Here is a 17699-nt window from a genome sequence, read left to right as displayed (position 1 = left end):
AGCACGTTTTGCGAACGCGAACCTAAGTAAGGAGAGATCATATGCAGATACACGTGGTAAGGCCCGGCCAGACGATCTTTCAGGTGGCCCAGACATTCGGATCGTCTGCCCAAGCTATTGCCGAAGCCAACGGCATTAGCCCGGAAAGCACGCTGGTCGTCGGGCAAGCTCTGGTCATCCCCATCGTCGGGCAATATTACTGGGTCCAGCCCGGGGACAGCCTCTACAGTATCGCCCGGAGGTTCGGCATCCCGCTCCATAGACTGGCTGAAGTCAACCGGCTGGCTTCAAACGCCGAGCTGGCTGTAGGGACCCGGCTGTACATTCCGCCGGCAGGGCGCAGATCCGCCGAATTCAACGCCTACATCGAGCCGCGGGCGGAGGAGCTGTCGCCGAGTCTCACGCAGTCGCTGAACGAAGCGATCCCGCACTTGACATATTTGGCCCCGTTCAGCTTCCGGATCCGGCGCGACGGATCGCTGCAAGCTCCGCCGCTGGACAATTTGCGCGAGATCGCGAGCCGGCACAATGTGACGCTGATGATGGTCGTCACGAATATCGAAAACGAGCAGTTCAGCGCCGACCTCGGCGCCGCCATCCTGGGCAGCGATCAACTGCAAAACACGCTGCTGAACCATATAATCCGCACGGCCAGGGAGCTTGGATTCCGCGACATTCATTTCGACATCGAGCACCTCCGCCCACAGGACCGGGAGGAGTATAACGGCTTTCTGCGCAAAGCGGCTGACCGCCTTCATCGCGAAGGTTTCCTGATGTCCACCGCCCTGGCCCCCAAAACGAGCGCGGCGCAAACCGGCGAATGGTACACCGCGCACGATTACAAAACCCACGGCGAGGTCGCCGATTTCGTCGTGATCATGACGTACGAATGGGGCTACAGCGGCGGTCCGGCGATGCCGGTGTCCCCGATCGGCCCGGTGCGGCGGGTGCTGGAATACGCGCGGACGGAAATTCCCGCAAACAAAATCATGATGGGGCAAAATTTGTACGGCTACGATTGGACGCTGCCTTTCGTCAAAGGCACAGTGGCGAGGGCGATCAGCCCGCAAGCGGCTATAAATCTCGCCCGCCGCTACAATCAGGAAATCCTGTACGACTATACGGCACAGGCGCCGCATTTTGGCTATAGGGATGAGGAAGGGAGGGAACATACCGTCTGGTTCGAGGACGCCCGCTCCATCCAGGCCAAATTCAACCTGGTCAAGGAGCTTGATCTGCGCGGCGTCAGCTACTGGAAGCTGGGGCTTTCGTTCCCGCAAAACTGGCTGCTGATCGAGAACGATTTCACCGTTGCGAAAAGATAAAGAACGATTCGCGGGCATACGGCCCGCTTTATTTTTCCGCACATCCGGTCCAGGAAATAGATTCCTATGCGGCGAACGAAACAATCCGGAGATTTCGGACGTCTAATTTTTTTGGGGGACAACCTCTCCGCAAAAAAAGCTGCAATCTACGAAGGAGGACATCCGATGCAACGAACGAACCGACCGGGTAAAATATGGACGCTGCTTTTATTGGCGTTTCTTATAGGATCTGCCAATCTGGTATTCCCCGTCAATTACGCGCATGCGTTCTCCTACGGCTACAGGACCGCTCCGGAGAATACGGTAGGTGTCGCGAAGCCAACCATTGCGTTTTATCTCAGCACCGATGTGGTGACCGATCCGTCGAACTATGCCATGTATGTGAATGGCGAGAGCGTCCCGGTAACCTATGACCGGGAAAAAGGATTGTTCACGTACGTCCCGGCGAAAAGTCTCGCGCCAGGCTCGTACACGGTGCGAATGACGATCAATTATGCCGGCTACGTGCCGCTCGAAAAGACATGGACGTTTACCATCGCCAAGGATGCGCTGCAGCAGTTTGCACCGCCATCCTCCGACCAGACGGCCGGTCTTGCTGCAGTAAACGACTATCGGACCGTTTACGGGCTTCCTCCCGTTCAATTGAACGACCGTCTAAGCGCCAGCGCGACGGCCCATGCCCAATATTTGAACAACAATAAAATTCAGCAGGACGGCAAAAGTCAGGACAGCCTGCATGACCAAGACCCTGGCAAAGCCGGCTTCTTCGGCAAAACTCCGCTCGAACGCGCCGCTTATTTCGGCTATACGGACAACGTGGGTGAAGACGCCGCTTATTTTTCCGGGACGGTCAGCGAAGTGACCGACGCTTTATTCGATGCTCCGTATCACCGCAGCCCGCTGCTTGATCCGTACATTCGCGAAGTCGGGATCGCCAAAATCGGCGACTACACGATTATCGAATTCGGCACCGGCTCGGATGGGGAGCCGAAGCTGGTCGTGTCGCCGGCGGAAGGCGAACGTTACGTGCCGACATCGTTTGAAGGCAACGAGGAACCGGACCCGCTGCGCATCCACACCGGCTCCGTCTATCCGGTCGGGTACCCGATCATGGCGGAATTTTACGGCACCGGCATCGATAAGGTGAAGCTGGTCAGCGCCGAGCTGACGGACGGCGCTAAGCGGCCGGTCGATCTGCTCGTCAACACACCGGATACGGACGATAAGCTGAGCAAGGCCGTCATTTTAACGCCGAGCAAGCCGCTGCAGCCGGACACGGGCTACCACGCGAAGGTGAGCGTACAGGCCGTCAAGAAGGACGGCAGCACCGTCACGCAGACGAAAGAATGGGACTTCACCACCGAGCCCGCCCCGACCGTCGGCAAGCAGCTTATGCATAAAAATGCGGCCGACTACAAAAAATATTACGTCACCGTTTATCCGACCCAGCGCGTAGCAACGTTTGGTCTCGATGCCACGAGCTACCAGATCGACGGCATCAGCTTCCCGATGAAGCGCACTCCGGTTATCGTGGACGGCTTCTCGTATTTGTATATCCGCGATCTGGCCGCCGCGCTCGGAGCAAACGTCGATTGGGACGAGCAGCAGCGCGCCGCCATCTATACGAAGGGCAGCCTGAAGGTGACCCTGTTTACGACGACCAACCAGATCGCCGTAAACGGAACCATCCGGCAGACCGACACTCCCGCCAGACTGATCGGCGAGAACACGATGGTGCCGGTTCGCCTGCTCGCCGAAGTGCTCGGCGCCAAGGTCGATTACATCGACGCTACGCGTACAGTAAAAATCACTTATTAATGCTTTGAATTTTTAACGTTATTTACTATTACTATAGGAAAAACCAGCCCGGAAAGTTTTCGAGAAATTGGTGAAAAGTGAGCGAAAGCGAGACGGAATCGTGCTGGAGAAGCGTTAGCGGTCGCCTTTGTGATCGGATTTCAACGCCTTTAGAGAAATGTTTATGGTTATGGGGTCCCCACAAAGTACTAGGACTAAACTTCGAAGGTTCTCTTCACTTTGTGGGGCGGGGGACCGATCGGAAGCACGATCCGGACGCGAAGCGGACCATCTTTCACCATGCTCCAGCGCTCCGAGCTGGTTTTTCCCCTCACCCCCACTCCATGACCGAATCGCTGCTAATCACCGTACCGACGTTCTTCCCTTCGCATACTTCCTTCATCGAACCCGGTTGGTCGAAGTTAAACACATGAATCGGCAGGTTGTAATCGCGGGCCAAAATAAACGCGGACTGGTCCATGATCTTAAGGTCGCGCTGAATCACATCGTTGTAATGAAGCGACTTGAACTTCCTCGCGTCGCTCCGGTACTTCGGATCGGCATCAAGTACGCCGTCCACGCCTTGCTTGGCCACGAGCAGCGCCTGGCAGCCTACCTCGATCGCCCTTTGCACGGACGGGTAATCCGTCGTCACAAACGGCTGTCCGTTCCCTCCCGCGAAAATAACGATGTATCCTTTTTCCAAATGATGAATCGCCCTCAATCGGATGTACGGCTCGGCAACGGAAGCGATCGGAATGGCGGTCATCACACGGACTTCTTTGTCCGTTTTCGATTTCAGAACGCCTCGCAGCATCAAGCTGTTGATGACGGTGGCGAGAGTGCCGATGCTGTCCGCCTCCGCCCGTTCGATTCCCCAGCTCTCGCCCATATTGCCGCGAAAAATATTGCCGCCGCCGATGACCAGCGACACCTCCACTCCCATGTTGACAACAGACATAATCTCACCCGCGATGTGCTCCAGTCTCTCCGGATCGAATCCGAAATCGCTTTTTCCCGCCACGGCCCCGCCGCTCAGCTTGATGAGAATTCTTTTGTACATAGTCCACCGCCTCCTGACAAAAATAAAACACTAAAGCCGCAAACGCTTTAGTGTCATCGGTAAAAAGGAAATATGCAGACAAATAACCGAAACGAACCTTCCTTCCGTCCTCTCCGCATATTCCCACTCCTTCCAGTTTCTATTCAACAAATTATTGTATACCCGAACCGGCAGAAACGCAAGCGGGGTTGTTTCGCCCGGCAAATCAGCAATTTATGAGAAACCCCGGCACATTCCGAGTGCTACAATGAGATTCAATAAATCCCATTCCAAGATGAAAGGATGATGAACGGTGGCAAAATTGACGCCTTACATTGTATCGGAGAATGCGAAAGCCCAGAGCGAGTTTTACACGCAAGCGCTCGGCGGCGAGATCGTGTCCGTGATGACTCACGGGCAGCTTCCGGATGCAAAGGAAGAGCTGAAAGATAAAATCATGCATCTGAGCTTCGTTGCCGCCGGCGTGACCTTCTTCGTGACCGATTGTGTGTTTGAGCCGCTTAGCCGGGGAAACGCCGTCAATTTAAGCTTGGAATTCGCAACGGAAGCCGAAGCCCGCGAAGCGTTCGACAAACTGGCCGTAGGCGGCAAAGTGAAATACCCGCTGGCTCCGGCGTTTTGGGGCACTTTGTTCGGTCAGCTCGAGGATAAATTCGGAGTATCATGGATGATCAGCACCGAAGCGAGGGCAAGCTAGTCCGCCCCGCAAAAATGAGAAGACCGCCCGGGAGTTGTATTTCCCGACGGTCTTCAATTTGATGCAGCATTTGGGTGAGTGAACACTCATATTAAGCCGTGCCAAACTGCCGCAAGCGGCTCCTTAACGGTTACTCCATCATCATCCCGCCGTTGACCGGCGTATAAGCCCCTGTAACGAACCGGCTGGCATCGCTGGCGAAAAAGGCGATCACATCCGCAATATCTTCCGGCTGGGCAACCCGGCCGAGCGGAGTGATGCCGACGATGGCCTTCTTGATATGCTCTATCCCCTGGGTATTGGCGCTTGCCTCCGTTTCGGTCAGTCCCGGCGCTACCACGTTGGCCGTGATGCCGTGAGGACCGTATTCGCTTGCTATGAATCTCACAAATGAGTCCAACCCCGCCTTGGCAGTTCCATGAGCGATGAAATTCGGCGTCGGATGTTTGCCCGAACCGCTCGACGTATAAATAATTCGTCCGTATTTTTGTTCGGTCATCGTCGGTATGATCGCCTTCGTAGTTACGAATGCCGCCTTCAATTCATCGTTCAGCTTCTGCGCAAACTCATCCCAGGACATCTCGGCGAACGGCTTGGTGACAAAGTGCATATTGGCGTTGCAGACCAGGATATCGATGCGTCCTCCGAATGCCGACTTGGTTTGCTCCACCAGATTCGCCATCTGCCCTTCATCGCGTACGTCCGCCCGGACCGCCACCGCTTCACCGCCTGCAGATCGGATATCGGCGACAACTTGTTCGGCAGCCTCTTGATTGCTGACATAGTTAACAACGACTTTGGCGCCCTGCCGGGCCAGCGACTTTGCGGCGGCTCTGCCTATTCCTCGCGCAGCGCCCGTGACTATGGCGATTTTTCCTTGAAGCGTCATCATATCATCTCCAATTCGGTTTACTGAACATGCCTATTGACAATGAGTGTGCACTCACCCATACTAGTAAGTATAGATACAGTTCCAAATAATGTCAACGACAGTGAGGGATACACCATGGAACTTCGCGACAGAATCATGGAAGCCGCCGAACAAGCGATCCGCACGTATGGACTTTCCCGGACGACAACCAAGGAAATCGCCCGCATCGCCGATTGCTCCGAAGGGTCGCTATATAATCATTTTCAAAGCAAAGAAGATCTGTTCCTGCAAATTATGCAAAAGCATGTGGCGGGTTTTTCAGCCGTCATACTGAAGCTTCCCGAGCTCGCAGGGGCCCGAACCGTCGAGGAAAATTTGGAGGAGGTGGCGCTCGCGGCGCTGAATTACTTTTACTCCTCCATCATTATGACGGCCTCGATGTTCACCGAGCCCGGTTTTTTGACCCGCCACCGGCAAGGATTCCAGCAGCGCAACGCTGGGCCCCACCGCGCCAACGAAGTGGTTTCTTCCTATCTGCTCGCGGAGCAAAAGCTGGGCCGGGCAGATGCCGGCATAAATCCCCGAAGCGCTGCGGATATGCTGCTTGGAGCTTGCTTTCAGCATGTTTTTCATCAGAAATTTCTGGGCGCGGAGGAATCGGCCCAGGACAGACAGCAATACGTCAGGCACTTGCTGCAAGCGCTGCTGAAGGGACTGCAGCCCGGGTAACGGGCCGCTTACTCCTCGGCGAAACGCACTTCTCCACCGGTCAGAGAGGAGATCCGGGCGAGCGAATCGACGCGGTATCCCGCTTCCTTCAGCTTGGCGGCGCCGGACTGAAACGATTTTTCGATGACGATGCCGATCCCCGCCACCGCAGCGCCCGCCGCCTCGACGATCCGCGCCATCCCGAGTGCGGCTTCGCCGTGAGCGAGGAAATCGTCGATGATCAGCACCTTATCTCCGGGGGACAAAAATTTCCGCGAAACGGCGACCTCGTTCATCTGCTGCTTGGTAAACGAATGCACGGTCTCGACATAAAGATCGTCCTTCAGCGTCACCGACTTTTGCTTGCGCGCGAAGACAAGCGGCACCTTCAAGGCCAGCGCGGCCATGACGGCCGGCGCGATGCCGGACGACTCCAGCGTGAGCACCTTCGTCACCCCCGCTTCCGCATACCGTGCGGCAAATTCCTGCCCGATGAGCAACATCAGCTCCGCGTCCACCTGATGATTCAGGAACGAATCCACCTTCAGCACCTGGTCGCTTAATACGATGCCTTCGGCCCTGATTTTGTCCTCCAACGCTTTCATCGACTTTCCTCCGTTCTGCTTACGTTTCCAGCATTTTTTTCAATGAGTGCAGGTCCCTCTCCACCATCCCTGCATCTTCCGCAAATCTGTCATCCGACATCCCCGGCTGCTGATACAGCGTGAACATCAATTCGCTGCCGGAGCCGTTCGCAACGACACGCACGGGATTGTAAATCTCCTGCCCCGGAACAAGGCTTACATAATGATCGAGCACCCCGAATGCCCGGTTCTCCGCAAACCGGAAGCTCATCGGCCCATCCGGCGTTTCGACGATCCAGCCCTCATCGGTTTTCCGAACCGATTGGCTGAAGGAGGTCGCCCACTTCGGAAATTGGGTCATGTCCAAGAAATATTCGTACACTTCTTCCGGTCTGCGTTCAATCGTCACACTTAACGTTTTCGCTTTCATGACGGCTGTCATCCTGTTTGCTCCCTTCGGTTTCACAAGTATAAAATCACGCCATCATTATACCCGCGCGAGCGGTACGAGGGATTGGATAAATCGGACATGCTTTGGATGCGGCAGCCGCCAGATCGGGAAGGTTGCTTCCCGGTAAGTATAACATAAAACCATACATTTTTGCCGCGGGTTTAAAGCGCCCCGGCATTCCGTATAAGCAAAAACCGCCCCAAGAGGGCGGTCATTGGCGTTCCGAAAATCAATCAAAATTTAAACGTCTGCTTATTAAATATCGGCAAGATATTTCTCAAGGTTCTTCTCGACCTCGCGAGTCTGTATACCACGTGTATAGAACCATAATTTGCATAATGCATATCTAAGTTATTTTTCAAAATTTACGCTTCCGAATCCATGAGACCGATGAATTCCCGGATCGGCTGTCGTCTATATATACGAAGGCATAAAGAACACAAACTAATTTGACGAAGAGGTGTTTTGAAAATGGCATTAACGTCCGTATTCACGAGCTTCAACCTGCCTGTAAAAAACGTAGAACAATCGAAAGCGTTCTTCACCGGACTCGGATTCGAGCTCAACCCGCAATTCCCCGATAACGAGAATTCGGTAGCCATCGTGATCGGAGACAACCTGCAGGTCATGCTGATCAATCAAGCATTCTTTAATACGCTCACGGAGAAGGAATCCGTCGATACGAGCAAGTATGCGCAGATGACGATCGCATTGGCCTTCGAGAGCCGGGAAAAGGTCGATGAAATCGTGAATACCGCGGTCTCCTTGGGCGGGAAATTGCACGCTGAACCTGAAGATCATGGGTTCATGTATCATTGGGGCTTCGTGGACTTGGACGGCCATCTGTGGGCCATTAACTACATGAACATGGATGCGGCACAAGGTTAAGGCTAACGGAGAGCGCGTTCGTAGTAGGGTTCAAAAAGAAGACGCCGGGCATCTTCCCCGGCGTCTTCTTCGCGATGATTAGTTTTGTTCGGTATAGGCTTTGAAATTGTCCATGATCGCTTGGTTATTCTCAATGATATAGACGTAAGCCAATGGCGAAATTCATTGGTCAATTCGCTCAGGCAGCCCAAATCGCGAAAATAATGGCGTATGAATGAAGTTTTGAACGTGCAGGATTTGATTTTCTTTGGTTTCGATGACGTGGATGCCCCAGGGTACCAGGCCAGAGCCCTCTTTGCCCGGCATATACTGGGCCAACGCCGGATAACCGCCATTCACCGTAATGGGCACAAATCGCGAACCTTCGCAATGCCAGCGAGTAAGCGAATAGAAGGCGGACAAATCTTCCTTGCCGCGGATCCACATCTCGAAGGGCGGCATTGACATGCAGCCTTCCTCGTGGAACAACGCGACGAGCGCAGCAATATCGAATTGCTCGAAAGCCTCCACATACCGGGACAGCAGCTGCTGTTCCGGTTGAACGTCCATGCTGCTGAGCTCATCCGAGCGAAGCTGCGCCCGGTTCATCGTCTCTCGGGCTCTTTGCAAGGCACTGTTCACCGCTGCCGGCGACATCGCCAACGTTTCCGCGATCTGCTTGGAGGACCATTCAAATACATCCTTCAAAATGAGCACCGCGCGCTGCCGCAGAGGCAAGGTTTGCAGGAGAGCGATGAAGCACAGCTGAAGGGTATCTCTGCGGACGAGCCGATCCTCCGGATTGCCCCCAAAGTCGGGAGACGGCCAGATCCAGGCAGAGTCCGGCAGCGTGTCGCGCGGCTCGACGATGGCGACGGCCGGGTCGAACAGGTCAACGGGAAGCGCGCGGCGTTTGGATTGTCTCAGCTTGTCCAAGCACAGGTTGGAGGCAATCCGATAGACCCAAGTTTTGAACGAGGAATCCTGTCTGAACGTGCTCCAGCTCTGCCAGACCCGAATACTCGTCTCCTGAACGGCATCGTCCGCATCGTCCATGGAGCCTAGCATTCGGTAACAGAACGAGGTTAAGCCCGGCTTCAAGCTTGCAAATAATGGTTCGTCAAATGCGGTCTCGTTCATCGCGGCCTCCCTTAACGATCTCCCCGAAGGGCGGTACCTTCATCCAGGTTCATTGTTGACGGAAATCAATGAAGCTGATCTTCCAATTGCTGCCGGAGTGCGTCCAATTCATCGGCCGGCTCGAATCTCGCGATAACTTGCCCCTGCTTGCCGATAAGGAACTTGGTAAAATTCCACTTTATGGAATCCCCGACCAGCCATTCGGGATTTTTTTCGGCGATCATCATTTTGAGCAGCTTTTCGTTGATGTTCGTTTCGTCGAATCCCCGGAATGGAGCAGATTTCTTTAAGTAGTCGAATAAAGGATGAGCGTTCTCCCCGTTCACTTCGATCTTCCCAAAAATTTGAAACTTAACCCCGTAATTGATTTGGCAGAACGATTCCGCTTCCTCATCGCTGCCGGGCTCCTGCTCCCCGAATTGGTTGCATGGAAATCCGATAAACTCCACACCTTGCGGATGATACTCCTCGTAAAGGCGCTGCAGGTCGGAAAATTGCGGGGTAAATTTACATTTGCTGGCGGTATTGATGATGACAACCGGTTTTCCTTCAAATTCATATAACGGCAGACGTGTGCCGTTCGGCTTGCGTACGGTAAAATCGTAAATTGTCATACTATCACCCTTTTAATGTATTGGAAATAGTATAGACAGAATGTAGCGGTATGTAAATATGGAACAGAAAAGCGGCGCCCAGCGGCACCGCCCCTTCATATTCTTACCCCTTGACCGCCCCCACCATCATGCCCTTCACGAAAAACCGCTGAATAAACGGATACACCGCCAAAATCGGCAGCGACGCCAGGAAAATCGATGCCGTGCGGATCGATAGCGACGATACCTCGCTCATCGCCGACATATCGCCCATCAGCGCAGCCATCTCCATCTTGATCACCATATCCCGCAAAAACAGCTGCAGCACCTTCAAATCGGCCGAATTCGTATAGATCACCGCATCCATAAAGGCATTCCAATGATGCACCGCCACGAACAGCCCGATCGTCATGATCGCCGGCAGCGACAGAGGCAGGAAAATTTTTATGAAAATGGCGATGTCGTTTGCCCCATCCATTTTTGCCGATTCCTCCAGGCTGGAAGGTACATTTTCGAAAAAGGTACGCAGCAAAATGACGTTCCACGTGCTGATCGCCGACGGAATGACGAGCGCCCATATCGTATCGATCAGCCCCGTCCCCTTGACGATAAGGAACGTCGGCACGATGCCGCCGTTAAACATCATCGTGATGATGATGTAGATCATGAACATTTTGCGGCCGGGCAGGTAGGTGCGGGACAGTGCATACGCGATCGTCAGCTGCAGCAGCAGGTTGACCGCGAGGCCCAGCACGGTGCGCGTCACGGTCACCGCAAACGAATGCAAAAACTGCGCATTATCGAAAATAAGCCCGTACGCTTTCAGGTTAAAGCCCTTCGGCCAAAGCATCAGCTCGCCTTCACGGATCAGGTTCGAGTCGCTGACGGAAGCGAGCATCACGTAATAGAAAGGCAGAAAGGTCAGTATCGCAAACATGACCAGCAGCGCGCCGATCCAGACGTTGGCGGATAGTTTCACGGACATGCGTCAGTCGCTCCTTTCGGTTACCACAGCGAAACTTCGCTGAATTTTTTGGCCAGACGGTTTGTGCTCCAGATCAGGAAGAAGCCGATGACCGACTGGAACAGGCCGATCGCTGCGGTCACGCTGAACTGCGCGCTCTGCAGGCCGATCCGGTAAATGTACGTGCTGAGCACATCCCCCACGTCGTACACCGACGGGTTGTACAGGATGTAGATTTGCTCGAAGCCGACATCGAGCAGGTAGCCGACTTTGAGGATCATCATGATGACCACCGTATTGCTGATCCCCGGCAGCGTAATGTAAGCAAGCTTGTGCCAGCGGTTCGCACCATCGATCGTCGCGGCCTCGTACTGCTCCGGATCGATCGAGCTGAGCGCAGCCAAATAGATGATCGCTCCCCAGCCCGATTCCTTCAGAATCGAGGAGATCACGACGATCGGCCGAAAATATTCGGATTTGCTCATGAAAAACACCGGCTCCATCCCGAAATAGCGAAGCACGTTGTTCACGAGCCCTTCGTTCGGAGACAGCAGCTGGATGACGATGCCGCCGAAAACAACCCACGACAGGAAATGTGGGAAATAGATGACGGTTTGAATCGAACGCTTGAACAGCACGTTTTTCATTTCGTTAAGCAGCAGCGCCAAGATGACCGGCACCGGAAACGCAAAGATCAGCTCGTACAGGTTGATCAACAGCGTATTGCGGACGATGAGGAAGAAATCCTGATTGCGAAACAGAAACTCGAAATGCTTCAGCCCGACCCACGGACTGCCCCAAATCCCTTTGGAAAAATTATAGTCCTTAAACGCAATGATCACGCCGTACATCGGCAAATACCGGAAGATGAAATACCACACGATGCCCGGAAGCAGCAGCGCGTACAAATATTTGTGCTTGCCTGCCGCAGACCACGCGGCCGCAAGAGACTTCCGGCGCACCCGCTGCCCAGCGGCGCTTTGCAAATTCGTCGTCGATTCCAAAATGTTCGCCTCCCCTGCGGATGTTGAGACTAATTATAGGAGACGCCCCCGCCGCCGGAAATTTACATTATCCCGGATCGTGTACATATTTTTGACTGCGCGCTTTTCATTTTTTGGACCAAAGAAATATACCTTAACGGACATGTACAAAATGTTTATAATGGCCTTGAGAGCGCTTACCGCGGCTTCCGGGCGGAATGCGACGATAATTGCAGGGGGGAAACAAGATTGAAGCTCTGGAGAAACCGTCTTTCGATCGCAAACCTCGTGCTGACGATGTTGATTTTTTTGTTTATTGCGGCGCTGGCGTTTGCCGTCCATCTGCTCAAAACGCAATCCGACACGTCAGAGCGGTTCACGGAGTCGTTCCGGCAGACGCACGACGGCTTGTCCTCGATCTCCATGATGCTGGAGAAGCAGATTAACTCCGTCTACTTTCAGCTGACTCTGGATTACACGCTGCGGGAATGGCTCGTTCAGCCGAAACCGACCGTCTCCAATATGGCAATGCTCGGTGAAATTCAGGCGAATTCGCTGAAAATTATCAACAGCAATCCGCTTGTGCTCTCCGTTTACATTTACAGCAAAGGCAGCGGCACGGTGCTCGCCACGAACCATGAGTTTACTTCATTGGAAGAGTTCCCCGACAAGGAGCTCTTTACCGACTTTAATGAAAAAAACGGCCATTGGGTCGGCAAACGTCCGGAAAAAGCCGGCTACGGCAACAAAAAGGATATTCTTACGTTCGTCGGGCCGCTTGGCAATAACAACGGGCTCGTGGCGATCAACATCGACGAACGAAAGCTGTTCGCCGCCACGCCCGAGGCGAATTACGGCATGATGCTGCTCGGCGAGGACGGTCGCGTGCTAACGACCCGCCAAGGCACCGAGGTGAAGCTGGGCGCGGTGCAGCCGGAGCAGCTGCCGAAGGCGGCCGCACCCGCGGGCGCGGGCAAGCCACCGGCCGTAAACGGCCAGTACGTGCTCGCCTCCGGCCCCTCCGGCGGGGAATGGCAGCTCATCTCCGTCACGCCGATGATCGAGCTGAGCGCCGCATGGCGGATGCGCCAAACCGCGCTGATCGCGCTCGCCGTCCTGCTCGCCGCGATGGCGGCGGCGATTTACGCGCTTGTGCGGCGGGTTTATTTTCAGCCGATCCGCCGGTTCGAAACGCATTACAACAACAATCTCGAGGAGCTGCGGCACCACTTCACCTTAAACGTGCTGACCGGCAAGCTGAAGGAAGCCGACTTGCGCGACAAAGCCGCCGAACTCGCCTTCCGCTTCCCCGCCGACCGGTGGGCGGTCGTCGTGTTCCAGATCGACAACTTCTACAATTATTTGCTGAGCATGAAGCAGGACGAGCGTTTCTTCATGGACAAAACGATTTATAACGCGATCAAGTGGACGTTTATGACCGCCTACCCGTGTTATCCCGCGAAAGCGGAGCTGGAGAAAATCGCCATCCTCCTGTCGGTGCCGGCGGATACGGACGAGAGCTCGCTGCAGCAGCGGCTTACGGAGACGATCGTCTATTTGCAAAAGGAAATCGAAGACAACTGCGGGCTGACCGTTTGCGCCGGCATCAGCCGCATTCACGACGGCCTCGGCAGCGCGCACGCCGGCTATCATGAAGCGCTGCAGGCGCTCGGCTTCAAGGCGATTTTCGGCAAACGCAGCATCATCCGCTACACCGATATCGCCGCCCAAAAATCCGACGAGCTGATGTATCGCAGCTCCGACATCGACAAGCTGTGCAATCTCGTCAAAGACGGCAAGCAAGCTGAATTCGAGACGCAGCTTCGCTCGATGCTGCAAGGGATGCTGGGCGAGGAGCGTTTTTCGCTCGACCGGGTGAACGCCTTTTTCTCCAACGTGCTGTACGGCATCGTCAAGGTGACGCTGGAGCATCGGCTCGAGATCGCGGATATTTTGCAGGAAGACGTATTTATGAACATGTACAGCCGCGAGTTTGTGCAGGACAAAACGGACTTTGTCGTTCAGGCGGCGGGAAAAGTCGCCTCCCATATCGCGATGACCCGGCAATCGCAAAATAAAACCGTCCAGCTCATTCTCGATTACATCGAAGCCCACTACGACAAGCCGATTTCGCTGACCACGATTTCAGAATCCTTGGGCGTCAACTCTTCTTATATCAGCACGCTGATGAAACACGAGCTCGGACACGGCTTCGTCGAACACTTAAACCAGCTGCGCATCAAAAAGGCGCTGCAGCTGCTGGAAGATCCGAATCTCGCGATCAAGACGGTGTCCGAAATGTGCGGCTACGATACGGTCCATTCGTTCATTCGCAACTTCAAGAAGCTGCACCTGTTCACGCCCAGCGAATACCGCAGCAAACTGCTCGCCAAACGGTAATGTACAAAAAAATGAACACCGCGTTTTTCAAAAGTTTTTACATGAACGGAAATTTTATAAATTGCCTGAAGCGGCCTCCCCAGCCACAATGGACGTAACCGCCCGCTTGATCGGCACGGCTTCGCAGAAGATGTCCGGCGGCGGCTGGCCACAGCTTACCTACTAAAGGAGGAACGCCATATGAAAAGGGGCTATCGAACGCTGAAGTCGCTTACTGTCGTCACTGCGGCCGCCGTAACGGTTTTGGCCGGCTGCAGCGGGGGCTCCACGTCCGGCGGCGGCAGCGGTTCGGGCGCAGGCGCAGGCAATTCGGGAAAAAGCGCCGCACCGGCGAAGTTCAAGGTCATGTTCGATTACAACGTCGACCCGAAGGGCATGTCGTTGACGGACAACGAGTACATCCGTTATTTGAAGGAAAAAACCGGAGTCGAGGTCGTGCTCGATTCGCCCGGCACCGCCGGTTATATCGACAGACTGAACGTGCTGATGGCTTCCGGCAGCTACCCGGATGCATTTGCCGTCAGCGACCGCGATTTGATCATGAAATACGCCAAGGACGATCTGCTTGCCGACCTGACTCCGTACATTAACGACACGGCGAAATACCCGAACATCAAGAAGGTGATGCCGCCCGACTCCTGGCTGCCGGTAACCGAGAAAGGCAAGGTGTTCGCGTTCCCGTACAGCCGTCCGGACGGTCTCAGCCAGGTGGTGTACGTGAACAAGGTATGGCTCGACAAGCTGAATTTGCCGATTCCGAAGACGATCGACGATTTTTACAACGTCATGAAAGCGTTCACCTTCAACGATCCCGACGGCAACGGGAAAAACGACACGTTCGGCCTGCTGACGACAAACAACGTCGACAACGGCGCGCGCACGTTCAAAGCCGCGTTTAATGCGGAGGCTTACTCGATTCGCGACGGCAAAGTGACGCCGCCCGAGATTACTCCGGAGTACAAGGCGTTTTTGAAATTCATGAACAAGCTGGTCAGCGATAAAATTCTCGATCCGGAGTTTCCGACCGTCACCTCGCCGATTTTTCAGCAAAAGTTCAAATCGCTCAAATACGGCGTCATCTCCGGCTTCTGGCATTATCCGTCCGGGCTGGAAATACCGAAGGAGGTCATGAGCCAGTACATCGCGCTCCCGGTCCCGACGCAGCCGGACGGCAAACCCGCCTTTTTCTCGTATCCAAGCCTCAACCGGCATTATGTAGCGATTCCGAAGACGACGAAAAACATCGATCAGCTGATGAAGTTTCTTGATTGGGCCGTCTCACCGGAAGGGATGAAGTTTTCGTTCCTCGGCGTTCCGGATTTCAACTACAAGGAAAGCGGCGGTAAAATCGAACTCGCCCAGCAGCTCGCACCGATCCACTGGTCGTTCTCGCTGGCCCGCACGGGACAGCTTACCGACGACGTCAAAAAATATATCGGCGTTGTCTATCCGAAGGAAGCCGTGGACAATCTCGAACTTGCGGCGAAAATCGGCAAACCCGACGTGCTGCGCGCAGCGCTGCCGTATTATCCGGAACTGGCCGGCTTTAACCTCAGCAAGATCACGAGCGAATACACGACCAAAGCGATTCTCGGCAATGCCGATGTGGACAAGACGTGGGACGACTACGTCAGCCGCTACATGTCCGCCGGCGGAGAGAAAGCGATTCAGTTCTGGACCAATTGGTACAACGCGGAAGGAAAAAATATCGTGAAGTGATGGCGACTGGAGACTGCCCATTCCGCTCCGGGCCGGGATGTCCGTGCGCATGTACCAAGACTGCCCGGTTCTAACCGTCGGCAGTCTCCGTTCACACTAAGGAGGCACGTCTTATGGGAAATTCGGTTCGATCGATTCAATTGGAGAAAGTGATGGAGCTTTCGCTCGGGCAAAAGCTCGGGCAGCTGCGGGCGATTCCAGTACGGACGGGAGGCAGCGAGCGTACGTTTCTGGCGGTGTATGCCGCCGATTTTGACGTCGATCCTTCGGTGAACATGTTCTTTTACCCGACGGATACGCTGAAAATGGCCCTGTTCACCGCCGCCGGCGAAATCCTGTGGAAACGCGAGCTGGGCCGTACGGTAGTCCCCGGCATTTGGTTTTGCCCGGTGTATGCATTTGATCTGGACGGGGACGGCATCGACGAAATTTGGTACGTCAACAATTTGAACGAGCAGCACCCGTTTGCGCTGCCGTTTTACCGGCTGGAGCGGCTTGATGCGCGCACGGGCGAGACGACCGGCCAGTGGCCGTGGCCGCACGACGGCGGCAAGGAAGAGCCGCTCAGCTGCACGTTCCGCCATTTCATTATGGGCGGTTACGCGCACGGAGAGCCGGTGCTCGTCACCGCGCAGGGCACGTATTGGAGCATGCGGCTGCAGGGCTGGAAGCCGGACATGACGCCGCGCTGGGAGCGGAACATCGCGAAGGACGATCCTGGAGCCCGCGGCAGCCATATTACGCCGGTCATCGATTTGAACGGCGACGGCGTCGACGAGCTGCTGTGGGGCGAGCGGTGCATCGAGCTGGATACGGGCAAGGAGCTGTTTTGCGCCGACCGCGACGTCTACAGCGGGCACTCCGACGTGATCCAGCCGATTTTGGACAGCCGCACGGGGAAGTGGTCGATTTTCACGGTTCGCGAATCCGACCCGGCGGCCACGCCGCGCGTCGTCATGTTCGACGATCAGGGGCAGCGGCTCTGGGGTGATGTCGACCACGGGCATATGGACATCGGCTGGGCGGCCCGGCTGCAGGACGACCGGAGCCACGTGACGATGGCGATCCGCATCGGCGCGAAGACGTGCGGGCCCGACGGACGGTTCCATCAAAACATGGACGAGTTCGTGTATGACGCCGCCACCGGAAAGACCTACACGCTCCCGTTCAGCGTGTATAGGACGATTCCCGTCGATCTGAACGGCGACGGCTATCACGAGCTCGTGCGCGGGATGCCGGCCGGGGACGGCGAGGTGTTCGACCGCCGCGGCGTCTCCTTCGGCAATGTCGGCGGCACCGTCGCCATGGCGTCGAAGCTGCTCGACCTGCCGGGCGAGCAAATCCTTTCGTTCCGTCCGGACGGCACGGTGACGATGTGGGCGGATCGGAATGCCGAGGATTCGGCGGAAGCGCTGGCCCGGTACAGCCATCCGTATTACAAAGCTTGCCAGCGGCTGTATGCGATAGGGTATAATTTGTATATCGTGGCCGGATTGTAAATTTTTTCACGGGGTGGTTGATCACAGGGGAGTGCTCG

At 55.2% G+C, this 17699-nt stretch carries 16 protein-coding genes; 8 read left to right on the top strand and 8 right to left on the bottom strand.

Annotation, left to right across the window (positions count from 1 at the left end; genetic code table 11):
* Positions 1-41 precede the first annotated feature (41 nt).
* Both MYS68_RS31740 and MYS68_RS31735 read left to right on the top strand, forming a co-directional pair.
* Positions 42-1325 (top strand): glycoside hydrolase family 18 protein, encoded by a 1284-nt coding sequence (locus MYS68_RS31740; protein WP_248929623.1) that lies wholly within the window; start codon positions 42-44, stop codon positions 1323-1325.
* 165 nt (positions 1326-1490) lie between these two features.
* Positions 1491-3143: a stalk domain-containing protein gene (locus MYS68_RS31735; RefSeq protein ID WP_248929622.1), complete on the top strand. Its 1653-nt coding sequence runs from the start codon at positions 1491-1493 to the stop codon at positions 3141-3143.
* Between the two features lie 310 nt (positions 3144-3453).
* Here the strand turns inward: MYS68_RS31735 and pyrH are convergent, their stop codons facing one another.
* Complete coding sequence (pyrH, locus tag MYS68_RS31730) at positions 3454-4185, bottom strand: UMP kinase (RefSeq protein ID WP_248929621.1); 732 nt, start codon at positions 4183-4185, stop codon at positions 3454-3456.
* 292 nt (positions 4186-4477) lie between these two features.
* Between pyrH and MYS68_RS31725 the strand changes: the two genes are divergently transcribed.
* Positions 4478-4882: a VOC family protein gene (locus MYS68_RS31725; RefSeq protein WP_248929620.1), complete on the top strand. Its 405-nt coding sequence runs from the start codon at positions 4478-4480 to the stop codon at positions 4880-4882.
* A gap of 130 nt (positions 4883-5012) precedes the next feature.
* Here the strand turns inward: MYS68_RS31725 and MYS68_RS31720 are convergent, their stop codons facing one another.
* Positions 5013-5774, bottom strand: coding sequence for an SDR family NAD(P)-dependent oxidoreductase (locus tag MYS68_RS31720; RefSeq protein WP_338043635.1), 762 nt, complete (start codon positions 5772-5774; stop codon positions 5013-5015).
* Positions 5775-5888: 114 nt separating this feature from the next.
* Between MYS68_RS31720 and MYS68_RS31715 the strand changes: the two genes are divergently transcribed.
* Entirely contained in the window at positions 5889-6482 is a 594-nt protein-coding gene (locus tag MYS68_RS31715; RefSeq protein ID WP_248929619.1) for a TetR/AcrR family transcriptional regulator, read from the top strand.
* An 8-nt stretch (positions 6483-6490) separates the two neighbouring features.
* Here MYS68_RS31715 and MYS68_RS31710 read toward each other — a convergent pair whose 3' ends face one another.
* Positions 6491-7066: a xanthine phosphoribosyltransferase gene (locus MYS68_RS31710; protein ID WP_248929618.1), complete on the bottom strand. Its 576-nt coding sequence runs from the start codon at positions 7064-7066 to the stop codon at positions 6491-6493.
* A gap of 19 nt (positions 7067-7085) precedes the next feature.
* On the bottom strand, positions 7086-7487 hold the full coding sequence (locus tag MYS68_RS31705; protein WP_248929617.1) for an SRPBCC family protein: 402 nt from the start codon (positions 7485-7487) through the stop codon (positions 7086-7088).
* A 480-nt stretch (positions 7488-7967) separates the two neighbouring features.
* On the opposite strand from MYS68_RS31705, the gene MYS68_RS31700 reads away from it, so the two are divergent.
* Positions 7968-8384, top strand: a complete 417-nt coding sequence (locus MYS68_RS31700) for a VOC family protein (RefSeq protein WP_248929616.1) — start codon at positions 7968-7970, stop codon at positions 8382-8384.
* Positions 8385-8546: 162 nt separating this feature from the next.
* On the opposite strand, the gene MYS68_RS31695 is transcribed toward MYS68_RS31700, so the two are convergent.
* From MYS68_RS31695 to MYS68_RS31680, 4 genes are all read right to left on the bottom strand, one after another.
* Positions 8547-9503, bottom strand: a complete 957-nt coding sequence (locus MYS68_RS31695; protein WP_248929615.1) for a sigma-70 family RNA polymerase sigma factor — start codon at positions 9501-9503, stop codon at positions 8547-8549.
* A gap of 65 nt (positions 9504-9568) precedes the next feature.
* On the bottom strand, positions 9569-10117 hold the full coding sequence (locus MYS68_RS31690; RefSeq protein ID WP_248929614.1) for a glutathione peroxidase: 549 nt from the start codon (positions 10115-10117) through the stop codon (positions 9569-9571).
* Between the two features lie 103 nt (positions 10118-10220).
* Entirely contained in the window at positions 10221-11081 is an 861-nt protein-coding gene (locus tag MYS68_RS31685; protein WP_248929613.1) for a carbohydrate ABC transporter permease, read from the bottom strand.
* A gap of 20 nt (positions 11082-11101) precedes the next feature.
* Positions 11102-12064 carry an ABC transporter permease gene (locus MYS68_RS31680; protein WP_248929612.1) on the bottom strand — a complete coding sequence of 321 codons (963 nt, stop codon included), beginning with the start codon at positions 12062-12064 and terminating at the stop codon, positions 11102-11104.
* A gap of 228 nt (positions 12065-12292) precedes the next feature.
* Between MYS68_RS31680 and MYS68_RS31675 the strand changes: the two genes are divergently transcribed.
* The 3 genes from MYS68_RS31675 (at position 12293) to MYS68_RS31665 (ending at position 17661) form a co-directional block, all read left to right on the top strand.
* On the top strand, positions 12293-14443 hold the full coding sequence (locus MYS68_RS31675) for a helix-turn-helix domain-containing protein (RefSeq protein WP_248929611.1): 2151 nt from the start codon (positions 12293-12295) through the stop codon (positions 14441-14443).
* 180 nt (positions 14444-14623) lie between these two features.
* Positions 14624-16162, top strand: coding sequence for an extracellular solute-binding protein (locus MYS68_RS31670; protein ID WP_248929610.1), 1539 nt, complete (start codon positions 14624-14626; stop codon positions 16160-16162).
* 113 nt (positions 16163-16275) lie between these two features.
* Complete coding sequence (locus MYS68_RS31665) at positions 16276-17661, top strand: hypothetical protein (RefSeq protein ID WP_248929609.1); 1386 nt, start codon at positions 16276-16278, stop codon at positions 17659-17661.
* Positions 17662-17699: the final 38 nt, after the last annotated feature.

It is taken from the genome of Paenibacillus hamazuiensis, assembly GCF_023276405.1.
Classification (GTDB): domain Bacteria; phylum Bacillota; class Bacilli; order Paenibacillales; family NBRC-103111; genus Paenibacillus_AF; species Paenibacillus_AF hamazuiensis.
This window is presented reverse-complemented; position numbering and strand designations above follow the sequence as displayed.

Excerpts from the sequence above, each read along its gene's own strand:
- MYS68_RS31740 (WP_248929623.1), top strand. The coding sequence starts at position 42 with ATGCAGATACACGTGGTAAGGCCCGGCCAGACGATCTTTCAGGTGGCC.
- MYS68_RS31735 (WP_248929622.1), top strand. The coding sequence starts at position 1,491 with ATGCAACGAACGAACCGACCGGGTAAAATATGGACGCTGCTTTTATTG.
- pyrH (WP_248929621.1), bottom strand. The coding sequence starts at position 4,185 with ATGTACAAAAGAATTCTCATCAAGCTGAGCGGCGGGGCCGTGGCGGGA.
- MYS68_RS31720 (WP_338043635.1), bottom strand. The coding sequence starts at position 5,774 with ATGATGACGCTTCAAGGAAAAATCGCCATAGTCACGGGCGCTGCGCGA.
- MYS68_RS31715 (WP_248929619.1), top strand. The coding sequence starts at position 5,889 with ATGGAACTTCGCGACAGAATCATGGAAGCCGCCGAACAAGCGATCCGC.
- MYS68_RS31710 (WP_248929618.1), bottom strand. The coding sequence starts at position 7,066 with ATGAAAGCGTTGGAGGACAAAATCAGGGCCGAAGGCATCGTATTAAGC.
- MYS68_RS31705 (WP_248929617.1), bottom strand. The coding sequence starts at position 7,487 with ATGACAGCCGTCATGAAAGCGAAAACGTTAAGTGTGACGATTGAACGC.
- MYS68_RS31700 (WP_248929616.1), top strand. The coding sequence starts at position 7,968 with ATGGCATTAACGTCCGTATTCACGAGCTTCAACCTGCCTGTAAAAAAC.
- MYS68_RS31695 (WP_248929615.1), bottom strand. The coding sequence starts at position 9,503 with ATGAACGAGACCGCATTTGACGAACCATTATTTGCAAGCTTGAAGCCG.
- MYS68_RS31690 (WP_248929614.1), bottom strand. The coding sequence starts at position 10,117 with ATGACAATTTACGATTTTACCGTACGCAAGCCGAACGGCACACGTCTG.
- MYS68_RS31685 (WP_248929613.1), bottom strand. The coding sequence starts at position 11,081 with ATGTCCGTGAAACTATCCGCCAACGTCTGGATCGGCGCGCTGCTGGTC.
- MYS68_RS31670 (WP_248929610.1), top strand. The coding sequence starts at position 14,624 with ATGAAAAGGGGCTATCGAACGCTGAAGTCGCTTACTGTCGTCACTGCG.
- MYS68_RS31665 (WP_248929609.1), top strand. The coding sequence starts at position 16,276 with ATGGGAAATTCGGTTCGATCGATTCAATTGGAGAAAGTGATGGAGCTT.